Source organism: Sphingomonas sp. CFBP 8765 (assembly GCF_014841445.1).
GTDB classification, from domain to species: domain Bacteria; phylum Pseudomonadota; class Alphaproteobacteria; order Sphingomonadales; family Sphingomonadaceae; genus Sphingomonas; species Sphingomonas aerolata.
The window spans coordinates 143,480-160,140 of sequence record NZ_JACYTY010000007.1 but is presented as its reverse complement, the minus strand read 5'-3'; the positions used below and the strand labels follow the sequence as shown (position 1 = coordinate 160,140).

The window sequence follows — 16,661 nt, the reverse complement described above, 5'->3', positions numbered from 1 at the left end:
CCTCGAAGGATCAGCGTGCGGTCGGAGGAGCGACGCGCTGTCGAATTGTAACCTTCACGGCACCGGGGCTCGCGAGATCGGCGTAAGGGGCGTCGATCCGACCGAGGATCACGAGGCCGGGAGAGTGCGGGCCGTCCTTGTGGTAAAGCGCGATGTTCCCCCACGGCGCGTAATAGCCGATCTCTCCGGCGCGCGGCGTGACCGCGGCCGGGGCGCCGTCGCGGGTCAGCGGTCGGGGCAAAGTGGCGACCTTTTCCGTCGCTGCATAATCGGTCAGCGTCAGGTCGAGCGGCAGCTGCGCGAGGAAATCGCGTGCCGAGGGGGAGTCCGCAATCTGCGCAGTCCACTGACGCGTCCCGGCATCGATTTCGATAGTCGTCATTGTTCGTGTCTCTCGCGCGCTGTTTGCATAGGATATCAAGGCGTTGCTTGCCTTCGCGGTCGCTGCTGGTTGGCCGCATGCCGTCAGCAGAGCCAACAGACAGAGAAGGGGGCGTCCTGCCTCGATAGCGCGCATCGTCACCTTCCCCTTACGCCCGCATGGCACGCGACCGCCGGATCATCGCCAAGCTGAAGCAGCAAGCCGTGGCGTCGCGGTTTGGTCGCCAGCGTATCGGCAAGGGCGGCTTCAAGCGCGGCGATCCTCGGCCGGCACGTGTGTCTATCTTGATCTAACCGCCGCCCCCGACCCGAACAACACGGTCTTGCGTTGATGCCATGATGAGCGGCGCTCAGCGTGCGACGGTGTCCGCGCCACGTAACGGCCGTCATGACGCCTGCTCATCCGGGCGTTGAGCAGCCGCCATGCCGCGATTGCGCGGGCGGATCGTAGGACAGTCTTCTCCCATCGATCGGGCACGTCGCTCGTCCGGCGATCGCACAAAGGTGAAGTCTTGGATATCGAACCACAGGCGCGCGCCGAGCGCGATACGCTCCCCGTTGGCGCGCTCATCCTGCTCGCGCTGACCGGGTTCACCGCGATCGTGACCGAGACGCTCCCCGCAGGTCTGTTGCCCCAGGTCGCCGATGATCTGAACATTTCGCGCGCGCTCGCCGGCCAGATGGTGACGGTCTATGCCGTCGGATCGGTGATGGCGGCCATTCCGCTCGTCAGTGTCACGCAGAGCTATGCGCGCAAGCCACTCCTGCTCGCGGCAATCTTCGGCCTGCTGGTGTTCGATGTCGTGACCGCGCTCTCCCACAGCTATGCGGTAACGCTCGTCGCGCGGTTTGCGGCGGGCGTTTCCGCCGGGCTCGGCTGGGGCATCCTCGGAGGCTATGCGCGCCGGTTGGTAGTGGATCGGTTGAAAGGCCGCGCGCTCGCACTGGCGATGATCGGCACCCCGCTGGCGCTGTCAGTCGGCGTGCCGCTGGGCACGTTCGCGGGCGGGGCGATCGGCTGGCGGATCGCGTTCCTGGTGCTAGCCGCGCTCGCGCTATGCCTGGCCGGGGCGGTCGCGTGGAAGATGCCGGACAGCGCCGGCCAGCCGCCCGAGCGCAAGCTGTCGAACCTGGCCGTGCTGCGGATGCCGGGCGTGGCGCCGATCCTTGCCACCGCGTTCGCTTGGGTGACGGCGCATTACATCCTCTACACCTATGTCGCGCCGTACGCGGAATGGGCCGGCGACGGTAGCCGGGTGAGCTTGCTCCTGCTGGTGTTCGGATGCGCCGCGCTCGCAGGGATCTGGATCGCGGGTGCCGCTGTGGACCGCCACCTGCGCCTCCACGTCCTCGCCAGCCTCGCGGTGTTCGCCGCTGCGACTGCGGTGCTCGGCTTTCTGCCGCACAGCAACAGCGTCATCCTTGTCGGCGTCGTCCTGTGGGGCCTGACGTTCGGCGGGGCTGCGACCTCGATCCAGACGGCGGCCTCCGACGCGGCGGGCGAGGGCGTCGATATCGTCGGCGCCATGCTGACGACGGTCTGGAACGTGAGCATCGCGTGCGGCGGCGCGGTCGGCGCGCTGATCTATCGCAGCGCAGGCGTCGTTGCGTTTTCCCCCGCGATGCTGGCCTTGCTGGGCGTCGCCTTCGCCATTGCCTACGCCGCTTCAGCCAACGGCTTCACGCCGGGTGCTCGAACCGAACATTGACGCGATGGCGGCTGCGTGCACGCTATAGCGTACCGGCGTGGACGACCGCAGCCGCGCCCCTCGCAACGCAGCTGCAGATCTGTCGCGTCACGCGATTTCCGGCAGGCCTGCGAAGTGCTTGTCGAGCGTCACCGGATATTCGCGCACCCGAACGCCGGTCGCGTTGTACACCGCGTTGGCGATCGCCGGCGCGACGCCGACCAAACCCAGCTCGCCGACCCCCTTTGCCTTCAACGGCGACATCGTCGCATCGACCTCGTCGATGAAATGCGCCTCGAGATGCGGGACGTCGGCGTGGACGGGCACCTCGTAGCCGGCAAGGTCGTGATTGACGAAGAAGCCGAAGCGGGTGTCGACGGCCATTTCCTCCATCAGTGCGGCGCCGATCCCCATCGTCATCCCCCCGATCACTTGGCTGCGCGCCGTGATCGGGTTGAGGATACGCCCGGCGGCGCAGACCGCCAGCATCCGTCGGACGCGGACCGCGCCGGTATAGGCATCCACTCCAACCTCGGCAAAATGCGCGCCGACGGTCTGCTGCGCATACTCCTTGTTCAGGTCGCCAAATTCCATGACATCCTCGGCGACGATCTCGCCGTCCCTGGCGGCATCGGCCAGCGGGACCGAACGGCCCGCCGAACTGACGCGCCCGTCCGCGAACGTCACGTCGGTCGTGTTGAAGCCCATCCGCTGCGCCACCAATTCGCGCAGCTTCGCGCACGCGGCATATACGCCAGCCGTAGCCGACGCGGCACCCGCCTGGCCGCCCGAGCCGGGTGTTTCGGGGAAGGTGGAATCGCCGAGCTTGGCGGTCACCCGTTCGAGCGGAACGCCCATCATCTCGGCGGCGGTCTGCCCGACAATCGTGTAGCTGCCCTGGCCGATGTCGGTCATGTCGGTCTCGACCGTGACGTGTCCGTCCTTGCCCAGTCGCACGCGGGCGCCGGCCTTCATGATCGGTGCTCCACGGATCGCGCTGGCGACGCCCATGCCGATCAGCCACTTGCCTTCGCGACGGCTGCCGGGTTTGGCGACCCGCGCATTCCAGCCGAACCGGTCCGCGCCCTCTTTCAGGCACTGCACGAACGGCCGGGTGGAGAATTTGCGCTCGGGCTTCGAAGGGTCGACCTGCGTGTCGTTAGCGATCCGCAGAGCGACCGGATCCATTTCGAGCTTTTCCGCAAGCTCGTCCATCGCGACTTCCAGCGCCATCATCCCCGGGGCCTCGCCCGGCGCGCGCATGGCGTTGCCCTCGGCGAGATCGAGAGGGCTGAGATAGCGCCGCAACTGGCGGTTCTCGCCGGCATACATGAACTGCGTCGGCAGGTTGGTGGGCTCGGTGCGGCCACCCGCCAGGTTGCCCGACCAGCTATCGTGACCGATGGCAACGAGACGGCCGTCCTTGCCGGCGCCCAGTCGAACGCGCTGGATCGTCTTGGGGCGGTGAATGGTATTGTTGAACATCAGCGGGCGTTGCAGCACGACCTTGACCGGACGGCCCGATACCCGCGCGGCGATCGCCGCGAGTGCCAGATCGCTCTGCGTCGTGCCCTTGCCGCCAAAGCCGCCGCCGATGAAGGGGGAATGCAGGCGGATATTTTCTTTTGGCGTGCCGATGATGAGGCCCAGGTCGCGACAGCCCCAGTTCATCGCCTGAATCGACGTCCAGCAGGTGAGCTTGTCACCATCCCACCGCGCAATACTCGCATGGGGTTCCATCATCGCATGCGCCTGATCGGGGACCGTATAAGATTCGTCGACCTTGACCGGCGCGCTGGCAAACGCGCTTGCGAAGTTGCCGACCGACGCGTTCGTCGAGCCACCGAACGGTTCCTCCGGCGCGATCGGGGCCGATGATTTTTGCGCGGCCAGATCGAAGCGCCCCTTCCCGCGCGCATACGTGACGCGGATCAGCGACGCCGCCGCGCGCGCCTGTTCGAAGGTGTCGGCGACGACGACCGCGACCGCCTGATGATAATGATCGACCATCGGGCCGGCCAGAATGCGCTGGGTGTAGAACTCGCCCTTGCCGATCGGGCCCGAATTTTCATAGGTGACGATCGCACGGACGCCGGGCGCGGCATGTGCCGCCGCGGTATCGATGCGATCGATGCGTCCCTTGCCGATCGCTGCACCCAGGATGTAGCCATGGGCCGCATCTGGCGCGAAATCGTGATGCTCGGCGGCGTAGCGTGCCGTGCCGGTCGTCTTCAGGGGACCTTCGACGCGCGTGTGTGCGCGTCCGACCACGGTCAGGCGGTCGATTGGAGTCGTGCCCGCAGGCGTGTCGAACTTCATGCACTCGTCTCCAGATCGGCCAGGAACTGGTCGTGCGTCATCGGCTTGGAGAACATCGGGAAGTTCTTCGTGACCGCAGCGTGCTGCTCTTCGGGGCTCAGCGTCGCCGTGCAGTCGGTCAGCGTGACGACGCGGAAGCCGCGTTCGTACGCCGAGCGCATGGTCGATTCGACGCAGCAATTTGTCAGGAACCCGGCGATCGCCAGATCGGTGATGCCACGCTGACGCAGGATGAAGTCGATATTGGTGCTCGCGAAGCAATCGAGGCCCCGCTTGCCCTCGATCACGATGTCGCCGTCGACCGGTGCCATCGCATCGGCAATCGCCGCGCCCCAGCTGTCTTTCCGGAACGCGTTAGCCTGCTTGATGCCGGCGAGGATACCGTAAGGATCGGACGGGATCTCCAGATAACCCTCCGCGAAGGTGATTGGCGCGTGCATCACGGTCACGCCCTGCGCGCGCGCTCGTTCGACGACGGCCCGGCTGTGCGCCAGCATGTCGGTGTCGGCCATCACCGCCTTCACCGCATCATGCTGGGCGCCGCCTTCGCTGACGAAGTCGTTCTGGTACTCGATCAGCAACAGGGCGGTCTTTTCGGGTATCATCATCTTGTCTCCCATTCGCCCTAGAGCACATTCGACCAGTGCGGCGTGGCTCACGCCACCGCCGGCAGCCGATCGAAATGCTTGTCGAGGGTCAGTGGATAATCGCGAAGGCGGACGCCCGTCGCGTTGTACATGGCGTTCGCTACCGCCGCGCCGACGCCGCACAGGCCGAGCTCGCCGATGCCCTTAGCCTTCATCGGATTGGCCTTGTCGTCGGCCTCGTCGAGGAAGATCACGTCCTGGTGCGGGATGTCGGCGTGGACCGGCACCTCGTAGCTGGCCAGGTCGTGGTTGACGAAGAAGCCGAAGCGCTTGTCGACCGCCAGTTCCTCCATCAACGCTGAGCCGACACCCATCGTCATCGCGCCGATCACCTGGCTACGCGCCGAGGTCGGATTGATGATCCGCCCGGATGCGCAGACCGCCAGCATGCGACGCAGGCGGGTCGCGCCCGTATAGCTATCGACGCCGACCTCGACGAAGTGTGCGCCGAAGGTTGACAGCTGCCAGCTCTTGTCGAGATCGCCATATTCGATCTTGTCCTCGGCAACCAACTCGCCTGAGGAGGCGGCTTGGCGAAGGTCGGCCGAGCGATTGCCGCTCGTGACCTTGCCGCCGTCGAACACCGCATCGGCCGAATTATAGCCGAGACGCTGGGCGACGGCCTCGCGCAGCTTGACGCACGCCGCATACACCCCCGCCGTCGCGTTGGCGGCGCCGAACTGGCCGCCCGACCCGGCGGAGACCGGGAATGCCGAGCTGCCGAGCTTGACGACGACCGCGTCGAGGGGGACGCCCATCATCTCCGCCGCGGTCTGCGCGATGATCGTGTAGCTGCCGGTGCCGATGTCGGTCATGTCGGTCTCGACGGTGACGATGCCGTCATTGCCGAGCCGGACGCGAGCACCCGACGTCATGTTCATGTGATTACGGAACGCGGATGCCACGCCCATCCCGACCAGCCAGCGCCCGTCGCGAACCTGGCCGGGCTGCGCGTTGCGACGCGACCAGCCGAACTGCTGTGCACCCTCGGTCAGGCAGCGGACCAGCTCACGCTGCGAGAAGCGTCGCTTGGGATCCTTCGGATCGACCTGCGTGTCGTTCTTCACGCGGAAGGCGATCGGATCCATGCGGAGCTTTTCCGCCATCTCGTCCATCGCGATCTCAAGCGCCATCAGGCCCGGCGCTTCGCCCGGCGCGCGCATCGCGTTGCCCTCGGGCAGGTCGAGCACCGCGAGGCGCATCGACGTCAGGCGGTTCGCTCCAGCATAGAGCAGGTTCGTCTGCAGGACTGCCGCTTCCGGACTGCCGTTCGGCTGGTCGCCCGAGCCGCTCTCATGCGCGATCGCGGTGATCGTGCCGTCCTTCGCTGCGCCGATGCGGATGCGCTGGCGCGTCGCCGGCCGATGCGTCGTGTTGTTGGCCATGAACGGCCGGCTCATCGCCAGCTTGACCGGACGCCCTGCCGCCTTCGCGCCGAGCGCCGCGAGGACCGCATCGCTGCGCAGGAACAGCTTCCCGCCAAAACCGCCGCCGACATAGGGCGAAAGGAAGGTGACCTTCTCCTTCGGCATATTCAGCGTGGTGGCGAGATCGGTGCGACCCCAGTCGATCATCTGGTTCGACGTCCACACCGTCAGCGCGTCGCCGTTCCAGGCGGCGATCGAGGCGAACGGCTCCATCATCGCATGGCTGTGATCCGGCGTGGTATAGTGCGCATCGAGCTTGACCGGCGCGGATGCGAAGGCGGTTTCGAACGTGCCGACCCGGTCTTCGCCCTTGCCGGGCTTGTCCGCGTCGGTCAGCGGCGCCGTCTTCAACGCCGCATCCAGATCGAACCTGCCCTTGCCGCGCGCATAATCGACGCGGACCAAGCCGGCCGCGGCGCGGGCCTGCTCGAACGTCTCGGCGACGACGACCGCCACTGCCTGGTGATAATGATCGACGTCCGGCCCGGCGAGTAGCTTGACGGTGTTGAACTTACCCTTGCCAAGCTTGTCCACATCCGCGGCGGTGACGATCGCGATTACGCCCGGTGCAGCCTTCGCCGCGACCGTGTCGATCGCGTTTATGCGGCCCTTGGCGACGGCTGTGCCTACGGCATAGCCATAAGCGGCGTTCTCGATCTCGCGATGATGCTCATAGGCATAGGGCGCCAGCCCGGTCGTCTTGAGCGGGCCGTCGATGCGGGTATGCGCGCGCCCGACAACCTTCATCTGGTCGATCGGGTTGGCGACGGCGGGTGTATCGAACTTCATGCGATTATGCCTTCGCTTCGGCGATGACCGAGGCCAGTGCGCGGGTGGCAAGCGGGAGCTTGAACGCGTTGTCCTTGGTCGGCGTCGCGCCCTGGAACGCACGCGCGGTCACCGCGGCGGCACCGCGTGGCAGCAGCGCGTCCGCTGCCTCGACACGCCAGGGGCGGGGGGCCACGCCGCCGAACGCGACGCGCCCGGTACCGTCTGGCTGGATCACCGCCGCCACTGACACCAGCGCGTAGGCGTAGGACGCACGATCGCGCACCTTCTCGTAGAAATGCTTGCCACCTAGCGGCTTGGGCAACGTCACCGCGGTGATCAGTTCGCCCTGCTTCAGCACGGTATCCTGCTGGGGCGTGTCACCCCATAGCCGGTGGAAGTCGGCGATCGCGATCGACCGGCGCTGGCCGGTCGCATCGACCGTCTCGACCACCGCATCCAGCACGCGCATCGCCACGGCCATGTCACCCGGGAACGTCGCGATGCAGCTGTCGCTGACGCCGATGACGCCCAACTGGCGCGAGTATCCGCCGATCGCGGCGCAGCCCGAACCCGGCTTGCGCTTGTTGCACGCCATGTTGGTGTCGTAGAAATACGGGCAGCGCGTGCGCTGGAGCAGATTGCCGGCGGTCGACGCCTTGTTACGCAACTGGCCCGATGCCCCCGCGACGATCGCGCGCGTCAGCACGCCGTAATCGCGCATAACCCGCTCGTCGGCGGCGAGGTTAGTGTTGGTCACCAGTGCGCCGATGCGCAGCCCGCCTTCACGCGTCGCCTCGATCTTGTCGAAACCGAGATCCTGCACGTCGACGAGATGCGTCGGCGTCTCGACCTCGATCTTCATCAGGTCGAGCAGGTTGGTCCCGCCGGCGATGAACTTGGCCGCCGGGTTGCCGGCGACCGCGCGCGCCGCGGCGCTCGCATCCTTCGCGCGCTCATAGGTGAAAGCTCTCATGCTTTTGCTCCCGCGACTTCGGCCATGGCCTCGGCGATGTTGGAATAGGCACCGCAGCGGCAGATGTTGCCGCTCATGCGCTCGCGCATCTCGACGTTCGTCGCGGTCGGCTTGGTCATCAGGTCGCCCTGCGCATGGCTGGGCACGCCACGCTTGATCTCGTCGAGGACCGCGACGGCCGAGCAGATCTGACCCGGCGTGCAATAGCCGCATTGATAGCCGTCATGCTTGATGAAGGCCGCCTGCATCGGGTGCAGCTTGTCCGGCGTGCCGAGGCCCTCGATCGTCGTGATCTCGTCGCCTTCGTGCATCACCGCGAGGCTCAGGCAGGAATTGATGCGGACCCCATCGACCATCACGGTGCAGGCGCCGCACTGGCCATGATCGCAGCCCTTCTTGGTGCCCGTCAGGTGCAGGTGTTCGCGCAGCGCGTCGAGCAGGGTCGTCCGCGGATCGAGGCTGAGCTCGCGCTTCTCACCATTGACCTTGAACCGCACCGGCATGGTCGGCGTGGCGCTAGCCTGGGGCGGCGTCGTCGCGACGGCGCCGGCCGGCGATGCGGCGATCACGGCTGTCGCCGCGCTGCCCGCGAGGAGCCCACGGCGCGAAAGCTCTACTTCAGATATGCTGGGCATGGGCTTCATCTCTCTTGCTGCCGTACCGCGCGTCCGCGGTAACTGTCTGATCTACATCAACGATTGTCTCGGACTGTAACGCGTCGCCGTGCCGTTTGGAGCGTGCATGATGTTCAATGAAACCATGAGGATGGCTCATGGCCCAACTCTCCGGGCGAGGCTTTTCGAGCGCCGTTGTCGCTTCATAGGCCTGGACCAATTGCGCCATGATCGAGAGCGCTAGCGTCTGGGGATCGCGTGTCGCCTTGATCAGACCGACGGGGCCGACAACCCGCGCGATATCATCGCGCTCCGCCCATGCTTCCAGAAGGCGCCGCTGACGCTCGATATGCGTTTTCATGCTGCCCATCGCGCCGATGAAGAACGGGCGTTGCTCCAGGACCTGGAGCAGGAGTGGCGTCTCCCAGTCGTGATCGTGGAACAGCGTCACGACCGCGGTCCAGGGATCGATCGCCAATCCGTCCACGCGGCCGACGAACCGGAGAAGATCCGCGGATCGTCCCTGCCGCCGTGTGTCCTCGACGAGCGAGGCCTGGGGGCTCAACAGCGTCGCGTCGGCGCCATAGGCGTGGGCGATGTCGAGCATCGCGGCGGGCTCTGCGCCATGTCCCATGACGACCAGCCGAAGGACCGGATCGTGACGTACGCTGAAAATCGTATCGAGCCACCGCGTGCGATCACCGTCGCGAGACCAAGCGGCAATGATAGTCCCGTCGAGCGAGAGGTGGAGCACGACCGGCTCGCGCCGTTCCAGAATGGCGATGGCGCGATCGATCTGCCGACGATCCGGTGTCGGCGTGAACAGCAGGTCGATGCCCCCGCCGCAGGGCAGCCGAATGTCGATGTAGCGCGAACCGTCGCCATAGCGCACGTGACGTGCGCGCCCTTCGGCAAGGGCCTCCTGCGCCTCTGCGATCACGGCGGCTTCCACGCACCCACCGGAAAACGAGCCCAGCGACCGTCCGCTTTCGGCCACCGCCATATGCTCGCCCGGCGCGCGGGCCGCGCTGCCGGTGACGTCGGTCAGCGTCACCAGCGCGGCCCGCTCTCCCCGTTCGTCACAGTCGCGCAGGAAGCGCAGGATCGCCAGCGCCTGCTTCATGCCGCTACGGCTTGGGCAGGGGCGGCGGGGCGACGATCGGCTCGGCCGATCGCGACCGCGGCGAGTGCTGCAATCGCAAGAAGGCCGGCGCTGGCGAGAAACTCGGCGCGCGGACCCGCTGCATCGAAGACGATGCCGCCCATCGTCGCGCCCAGCGTAATCGCGAGCTGCACGATCGCCACCATCAGCCCGCCGCCAGCCTCGGCCTCGTCGGGCACCGTGCGCGCCAGCCATGTCCACCACGCCACCGGCGCGGACGTGCCTGCGAAACCCCAAACCGCAAGCAATATTCCGACCGCCACGACGGACGTACCAAGCACCGTCAGTGCCGCCGCCGTTGCCGCCATCAACGCTGGCAGCACGGCAAGGGTGAGGAACAGGCCCCCGTTCAGCACCCGCCCGATCAGGACGGTGCCGATGAATCCGGATACGCCGAGAATGAGCAGCATGATCGACAGCATGGCCGGCGAGACATGCGTCACCTGCTCGAGGAACGGGCGGAGATAGGTGAACAGCGCGAACTGCCCGACGAACAGCATCGCGACGGTCAGCAGGCCGAATACCACGGGCGGCCGGCGCAGCAGGGCGAACATGCCGCGGGCGCTCTGTCGTTCTGCAACCGGAAGCGGTGGCAGCGTCAGCGCCTGCCAGATCACTGCCGCGACGGCGACCGGTACCACGCAGAAGAATGCGCCGCGCCACCCGATCAGGCTGCCGACGAAACTGCCCAGCGGCGCCGCGAGCACGGTGGCCAGTGCATTGCCGCCACTGATGACCGCGAGCGCTTTGGGGACCGCGTGGCTCGGCACCAGTCGCATGGCGATCGCAGCCGACATCGACCAGAACCCGCCGATGGCGATACCGAGCAGCGCGCGGCCGGCCATGAAGACCAGATAGGTCGGCGCAAACGCGACGATGGCACCGGAGACCACCAGCAGGCTGGTCAGGACGAGCAGCACGATCCGACGGTCCGTTTTCCCCAGTACGGAGGACAGCGACAGGCTAGTGATGACCGCGAACAGCCCGGATATGGAAATCGCCTGTCCGGCCTTGCCCTCGGTCAGATTCAGCGTGTGTGCGATCGGGCTCAGCAGGCTGACCGGCATGAACTCGGACGCGATCAGCACGAAGCTGCACAGCGCCATTGCATATACCGCGCCCCAGCGGGCGGGCCGATCGTCGATGCGCGCGGCATCCGCGTCCGCAACCGCGGCGATGGGACTTGCCATGATGGCTCTCCTGATTGTGCCAAATGCGCCCGGACCCGTCGTGGAGGGGGATCGCGACGGATCCGGGCGCTCGTGCCGTGCCGGTTCGGGGACGAACGGTTGGCTGCGAAGAATGCTAATTTAGGGAAGGACGATCCGACCGACAATTCAGCCAGACGTTGATGCCTTGGTGAGCGCTGCTCATGCACACGCCCGTAAAACCGCGAACCGTCAGGCTGGAGTGACCCGGTACCGAAGCCAGACGGTCCCGCCGTCCATGACGTCATGACTCATCAACGCCAGAGTATCGATCGGCAACCGTTCCGAAGCCGCCGTGCCGGAGCCTTCGAAAACGGCCGGAGCGCCCGATGCCCCGTCGATCGCAGGCACGAGCATCAGGCTGATCTCGTCGATGAGGCCGGCACGGAGAAAGCCGCCGTTGAGGTGACCGCCGCCTTCGAGGAGCAGGCGGTCGATCCCCAGTTCGGTATTCAGAATTTCTACGACCTCGTGCGGGTCGAGGTCGGTCTCGCCGGCAAAGACATAGCCGACGCCGTCCTCGCGCAGTCCCGCGAGATGCGCGTCCGATACCGCCTTGGTTAGCACGACCACGATAGGATCGCCGCTTACATCGCTACGCCCCCACGCGATCTTGCCATGAGCGTCCAACACGATGCCATACGCTTCCGCCGCGTGGTTCGGGAGCCAGGCGGTACGGAGAAAGCTCGCCTCCGGCTGGTCCGGATACGCGTCGCGCTTGGCGAACTCTTGGCCGGTGACACGGCCGACGAGCCATGACCCGCCTCCGAGCCTGTCATGCAGGTCCTCGTAAATATCATGCGAATGCGCGCCGCTTGGCGTCCAGCGTTCAGGCAGGATCCTGCCGTCGATGCTGCTGGCCATGTGACAGATGATATGCGGCTTCATGTACGGGAATCCCGGGCTTGTCTTTAAATCTAGTCACGAGGAACGACCGCAGCGGCCTGTCGGCCCAATGAGGCTACTGCACCGGATCGGTGAGGGGATTTCATGGAAGCGGCATCGACCGACTTCGTTCTGAACCATATCCGCGGCGATCGAGCCGCTTCAGCGCGAAGGAAATCGAGATGGCCGACCAGAACCAGAATTACGCAGGCAAGATCGCCTTCGTCACCGGCGCCGCCAATGGAATCGGGCGCACCACTGCCATCGCCTTCGCCGAGGCTGGTGCACATGTCGCCGTCGTTGATCTGAACGGAGACGGCGTTGCCGAGGTCGTCGCGGCGATCGAGGCAGCGGGGGGCAGCGCGGTCGGGATCACCTGCGACGTCTCGAAGAGCGAGGACGTTCGTACCGCGCTCGACAAGACGGTCGAGGCCTTTGGCGGCATCGACATCGCGTTCAACAACGCCGGTATCGAGCAGCAGCAGATCCCGCTGGCGGACCTCAGCGAGGAGGATTTCGACCGCATGACCGCGATCGATCTGCGCGGCGTGTTCCTCTGCATGAAATACCAGATTCCGCTGATGCAGAAGCGGGGCGGCGGCGCGATCGTCAACACCTCGTCGGGCGCAGGCGTCGTCGGAATTGCAGGGCAGGCCGGGTACGTTGCCGTCAAGCACGGCGTGATCGGAATGAGCAAGTCGGCTGCGCTCGAATATATCGGCGACAATGTCCGCGTGAACGTCATCTGCCCCGGCATCATCGAAACGCCGATGATCACCGACCGGGTGTCTGGCGGTACCGAGGAAGGCCAGAAGAAGATGATCGCGCAGGAGCCGATCGGCCGCATGGGCAAGCCCGAGGAGATCGCCGCCGCGGTGCTCTACATTTGCTCCGACTCGGCTGCGTTCATGGTCGGTCATGCGATGGTCGTGGATGGTGGACAGACGGTCGGTCTTGGCGGTTGATCAGGTACTGGCAGCGCGCGCAGCGGCCAGTCGTGGCGCCGCTGCCTCGTTCCGAGCGCCTGGAAATCGTTGAGATCCAGTCGTTGCCTCTGCTTTACCAAGAACCGCTATGTGAGATCGACCCATGACGACTGACCTTCCGATCACTCCTGACGGGCTTGCCCAGGTTCGCGCGATGCTGGCGACCGGGCGGCAGCCTCCGCTCGGGGAAAAGCTCGGCATCTCGCTGGTCGAGGTCGAATACGGGCATGCCGTCTTCGAAGCCACGCCGGACGGCACGTCCTACAATCCGATGGGAACGGTGCACGGCGGATATATCTCGGCAATCCTCGACAGTGCCTGCGGCATCGCTGCGCACACCGGGTTGAAACCGGGCTTCGGCTATACGACGCTGGAGTTGAAGGTGTCGTTTCTACGCCCGCTGAACGATTCCAGCGGGAAGATCCGGGCGGTCGGACGCCTTGTGTCGATGGGCGGTCGCGCCGCATTTTCGGAGGCGACCCTGGTCAACGAGAAGGGGCAGCTCTGCGCGACGGCGACGTCGACGCTGCTCGTCTTCGAACTTCGACCACGAAAAGCGGTAGCAAATCCGGCTGATGGCGCCTCCTAAGAGCCTGGCCTCGCTTTATTCGCCACCGGCAGGCGTCGGGCCGTCACGCCGCCCTGGGTCAGAACGACCGGCGCTATGCTGCCGTCTTTACGGAAATGCATCCGCTCGATCGCGACCTGACGATGATTGCCGTTCGTCTCACCCAGGGGACGTCGGTGATAGACGATATACCAATCATCCGTTCCAGGGATGCAGACAGCGGAATGATGCCCCGCGCCGCGAGCGACGCGCGCGTCCTGCTCGAGAATCTTGCCGCGCGGTGTGAACGGTCCGAGAGGGTTGGAAGCCGTAGCGTAGGCGACGCTGTACAGCGGTCCCGTCCACTCGCCTTCCGACCACATCAGGTAATAGATTCCGCGCCGCTTCAGCATGAACGGTCCCTCGACATAGTCGGCGGAGGGGGTGATCGCCTTGTACGTCTCGCCGTCCGCGAACGGGGTGAGGCTGGTGAGGTCTCGCGACAGCTTCACAACGTTGCAGTGTTTCCAGCCGCCATAATACAAGTAGCAGGTTCCATCGTCGTCGCGGAACACCATCTGGTCGATCGGCTGCGCGCCGCTGACGATGCTGCCGATCAGGGGTTTGCCGATCGCGTCGCGGAACGGGCCTTCCGGGCGGTCGCTGACCGCCACGCCGATTCCGCCGCGCTGTCGGTCGGTCTTGATGTCGTTCGCGCCGAAGAACAGGAAATAGCGGCCATCCTGCTCGATCGCCGAAGGGGCCCACACCGCATAGGCCGCCCAGTCGACGTCCTTGACGTCGAGGACGCGCGGATGGCGGGTCCAGGATACCAGGTCTGGCGAGGAGAACGCGTCGAGAAACGTCTGTCGCAGAAACGGGCTCCATATCGTCGGCGAGGCGCGTTCATGGGTTTGCCAACGGGTGAACCGGCTGGGCGGGGCGGGGACGGGCCCGTCGGCGGAATAGGTCGGATAGATCCAGTATCGATCGCCGAAAATGCGGATCTCCGGATCGGCGTACCAGCCCGGCAGAACGGGATTGGCTGCCCACGCAGTCCTCGAAGTGGCAGCGCCAACGGCGAGTCCCGCCAACAGCATTCGTCGATCGATCAAAGGCATTACTGGGTCCGTTGCAGTTTGGACGGGTGTGCTTTGAAACGGTATTCGCCGTATTTAACGCGAATGACCAGCGTGTCATCCAGACAATCTCCCGGATTTGTCGACCAATCGATCGCGGAGTCGCGTTGGATGCTGATGGTTCGGATTGATGAAATCTGTTCATCGAAGCATCAACCAGATAGCGGGTAATCTAGCCTGCCGCGTGTCCCATATTCCGTCTGCAACGTAAGCACATCGAGGTCGGCGTATCGCCGCCCCGATCAATTGCTGAAATGGAGGGCAGTGAAATGACTGACCGTATCAAAGATAAGGTCGTCGTGATTACCGGCGCCTCGAGCGGCCTCGGCGAGGCGGCGGCACGGCATCTGGCGGCGTGCGGCGCGACGGTCGTGCTCGGCGCGCGCCGTACAGGTCGCCTCGAAACGCTCGTCGCAGAGATCGTGGCGGCGGGCGGACAGGCTCTGGCTGTGCAGACCGACGTTACCGACCGTGCAGCGGTCGCCAACCTCGTCGACACCGCCGTACAGCGCTTTGGCGGGATCGACGTCCTCATCAACAATGCCGGGATTATGCCCCTGTCGGCTTTGGAAAGCCTCAAGGTGGATGAATGGGACCGCATGGTCGACGTCAACATCAAGGGCGTGCTGTACGGAATCGCGGCCGCGCTGCCGCATATGAAGGCGCAGAAATCGGGCCAGGTGATCACGACCTCTTCCGTTGCCGGCCACGTCGTCTTCCCAGCATCGGCGGTCTATTCCGGCACGAAGTTCGCGGTCCGCGCCATCTGCGAAGGCTTCCGTCAGGAAGTGAAGGACTACAACATCCGGACCACTATCCTGTGCCCCGGCGCGGTGAAGACCGAGTTGCTCGAGCAGATCTCGGACGAGGGCGTCCGCTCCGCAAACAGCGATTATGTCGGCAAGGTCGGTATCTCAGCCGACAGCTTTGCCAGGATGGCGGCGTTTGCGATCAGTCAGCCCGATGATGTCGACATTAACGAGATCATCTTCCGCCCGACCGCGCAGCAATTATGATTTTTGGCTTCACAGCAGAGGGCCACCGCAGCGTTGCGCACTGTTTATCGAGGACGATGATGATCAGAGTTCTGACAATTTCGGCAATTCTCCTGGCGTCCAATGGCGTCGCACACGCACAGCAAGGAAAGAGCAAGATGGATATATCCCGCAAGGCAGACCTGAAGACGGTCCCCGGCCCCGACGCGTATTTCACCGGCAAGGTCACGATCACCGGACAATTCCAGCGGCCCGAGCCGTCGCGCGTCGGCGGTGCCGTGGTCCATTTCGAGCCGGGCGCACGCACCGCCTGGCATACCCACCCGGCCGGGCAGACGCTCATCGTCACCGAAGGTGTCGGCTGGACGCAGGTCGAGGGCGGACCGAAGCTCGAATTCCATGCGGGCGACCAGCTCTGGTGCCCCCCTGAACACAAGCACTGGCATGGCGCGACCGCGCATGACGCCATGACTCACATCGCCATCCAGGAATCTGTGAATGGCACACCCGTAACCTGGATGGAAAAGGTGAGCGACGAGCAATATCTCGCGCCGTTGGCGAAGGGCTGAGTGGTACCGCACGTCATCGTCAAGCTATGGCCGGGCAAGTCGGACGATCAGAAGCCGGCTTACTGACGCGATCACGGAGAGGGTGACCGGCATCCTCGGCTATGGCGATGACGCAGTATCGATCGCGTTTGACGAGGTCGTGCGAACGACTGGAGCGAACCGGTCTACAAGGTCGATATTTTGGGTCGATGGAACGATCTCGCCAAGCGACCGGGATACGGCGATCGCCCTCAGGACAGAGGCGCGACGCCTGATCCGGACGAAGCCTTCACGCGGGCGAACAGCGGCGCCATCCTAAACTGAGGCTTGGCACGCGGTCGATGGCGAGCGATCGCGTCTTATAAGTTCGC

Annotated in this window: 16 protein-coding genes; 6 read left to right on the top strand and 10 right to left on the bottom strand. The window is 65.2% G+C overall.

What is annotated here, in order from left to right; genetic code table 11:
* Nucleotides 1-10: 10 nt before the first annotated feature.
* Nucleotides 11-382, bottom strand: coding sequence for a cyclophilin-like fold protein (locus IFT87_RS16850; RefSeq protein ID WP_192191304.1), 372 nt, complete (start codon nucleotides 380-382; stop codon nucleotides 11-13).
* A gap of 158 nt (nucleotides 383-540) precedes the next feature.
* Between IFT87_RS16850 and IFT87_RS20785 the strand changes: the two genes are divergently transcribed.
* Both IFT87_RS20785 and IFT87_RS16845 read left to right on the top strand, forming a co-directional pair.
* Nucleotides 541-675: a hypothetical protein gene (locus IFT87_RS20785; protein ID WP_261362621.1), complete on the top strand. Its 135-nt coding sequence runs from the start codon at nucleotides 541-543 to the stop codon at nucleotides 673-675.
* 218 nt (nucleotides 676-893) lie between these two features.
* Nucleotides 894-2,090, top strand: coding sequence for an MFS transporter (locus IFT87_RS16845; RefSeq protein ID WP_197975327.1), 1,197 nt, complete (start codon nucleotides 894-896; stop codon nucleotides 2,088-2,090).
* Between the two features lie 87 nt (nucleotides 2,091-2,177).
* Here the strand turns inward: IFT87_RS16845 and paoC (IFT87_RS16840) are convergent, their stop codons facing one another.
* The 8 genes from paoC (IFT87_RS16840) to IFT87_RS16805 all read right to left on the bottom strand — a co-directional run bounded on the left by paoC (IFT87_RS16840) (nucleotide 2,178) and on the right by IFT87_RS16805 (nucleotide 12,078).
* Nucleotides 2,178-4,388: an aldehyde oxidoreductase molybdenum-binding subunit PaoC gene (gene paoC, locus IFT87_RS16840; protein WP_192191303.1), complete on the bottom strand. Its 2,211-nt coding sequence runs from the start codon at nucleotides 4,386-4,388 to the stop codon at nucleotides 2,178-2,180.
* Nucleotides 4,385-4,993 carry a cysteine hydrolase family protein gene (locus IFT87_RS16835; RefSeq protein ID WP_192191357.1) on the bottom strand — a complete coding sequence of 203 codons (609 nt, stop codon included), beginning with the start codon at nucleotides 4,991-4,993 and terminating at the stop codon, nucleotides 4,385-4,387. The genes paoC (IFT87_RS16840) and IFT87_RS16835 overlap by 4 nt, the downstream gene beginning before the upstream one ends.
* 50 nt (nucleotides 4,994-5,043) lie before the next feature.
* Nucleotides 5,044-7,251: an aldehyde oxidoreductase molybdenum-binding subunit PaoC gene (gene paoC / locus IFT87_RS16830; protein WP_192191302.1), complete on the bottom strand. Its 2,208-nt coding sequence runs from the start codon at nucleotides 7,249-7,251 to the stop codon at nucleotides 5,044-5,046.
* 4 nt (nucleotides 7,252-7,255) lie between these two features.
* On the bottom strand, nucleotides 7,256-8,206 hold the full coding sequence (locus IFT87_RS16825) for an FAD binding domain-containing protein (RefSeq protein ID WP_056024453.1): 951 nt from the start codon (nucleotides 8,204-8,206) through the stop codon (nucleotides 7,256-7,258).
* A complete protein-coding gene (gene paoA / locus IFT87_RS16820) occupies nucleotides 8,203-8,841 on the bottom strand; it encodes an aldehyde dehydrogenase iron-sulfur subunit PaoA (RefSeq protein WP_056405795.1) in 639 nt (212 codons plus the stop codon). The genes IFT87_RS16825 and paoA overlap by 4 nt, the downstream gene beginning before the upstream one ends.
* Nucleotides 8,825-9,943, bottom strand: coding sequence for an XdhC family protein (locus IFT87_RS16815; RefSeq protein WP_056024456.1), 1,119 nt, complete (start codon nucleotides 9,941-9,943; stop codon nucleotides 8,825-8,827). Before IFT87_RS16815 ends, paoA begins: the two co-directional genes overlap by 17 nt.
* On the bottom strand, nucleotides 9,940-11,172 hold the full coding sequence (locus tag IFT87_RS16810) for an MFS transporter (RefSeq protein WP_192191301.1): 1,233 nt from the start codon (nucleotides 11,170-11,172) through the stop codon (nucleotides 9,940-9,942). Before IFT87_RS16810 ends, IFT87_RS16815 begins: the two co-directional genes overlap by 4 nt.
* 210 nt (nucleotides 11,173-11,382) lie before the next feature.
* Nucleotides 11,383-12,078 (bottom strand): RibD family protein, encoded by a 696-nt coding sequence (locus tag IFT87_RS16805; RefSeq protein ID WP_056024461.1) that lies wholly within the window; start codon nucleotides 12,076-12,078, stop codon nucleotides 11,383-11,385.
* 179 nt (nucleotides 12,079-12,257) lie between these two features.
* On the opposite strand from IFT87_RS16805, the gene IFT87_RS16800 reads away from it, so the two are divergent.
* Together IFT87_RS16800 and IFT87_RS16795 are read left to right on the top strand one after the other, a co-directional pair.
* On the top strand, nucleotides 12,258-13,040 hold the full coding sequence (locus tag IFT87_RS16800; RefSeq protein WP_056024464.1) for a glucose 1-dehydrogenase: 783 nt from the start codon (nucleotides 12,258-12,260) through the stop codon (nucleotides 13,038-13,040).
* Nucleotides 13,041-13,164: 124 nt separating this feature from the next.
* The gene (locus IFT87_RS16795; RefSeq protein ID WP_056024468.1) at nucleotides 13,165-13,650 is read left to right on the top strand and encodes a PaaI family thioesterase; all 486 of its coding nucleotides are present in this window, start codon (nucleotides 13,165-13,167) and stop codon (nucleotides 13,648-13,650) included.
* On the opposite strand, the gene IFT87_RS16790 is transcribed toward IFT87_RS16795, so the two are convergent.
* On the bottom strand, nucleotides 13,647-14,708 hold the full coding sequence (locus tag IFT87_RS16790; protein WP_192191356.1) for a glycoside hydrolase family 43 protein: 1,062 nt from the start codon (nucleotides 14,706-14,708) through the stop codon (nucleotides 13,647-13,649). The genes IFT87_RS16795 and IFT87_RS16790 overlap by 4 nt on opposite strands.
* 308 nt (nucleotides 14,709-15,016) lie before the next feature.
* Here IFT87_RS16790 and IFT87_RS16785 point away from each other — a divergent pair, with 308 nt between their 5' ends.
* A complete protein-coding gene (locus IFT87_RS16785; protein WP_192191300.1) occupies nucleotides 15,017-15,763 on the top strand; it encodes an SDR family oxidoreductase in 747 nt (248 codons plus the stop codon).
* Between the two features lie 137 nt (nucleotides 15,764-15,900).
* The gene (locus IFT87_RS16780; protein WP_056024474.1) at nucleotides 15,901-16,311 is read left to right on the top strand and encodes a (R)-mandelonitrile lyase; all 411 of its coding nucleotides are present in this window, start codon (nucleotides 15,901-15,903) and stop codon (nucleotides 16,309-16,311) included.
* Nucleotides 16,312-16,661: the final 350 nt, after the last annotated feature.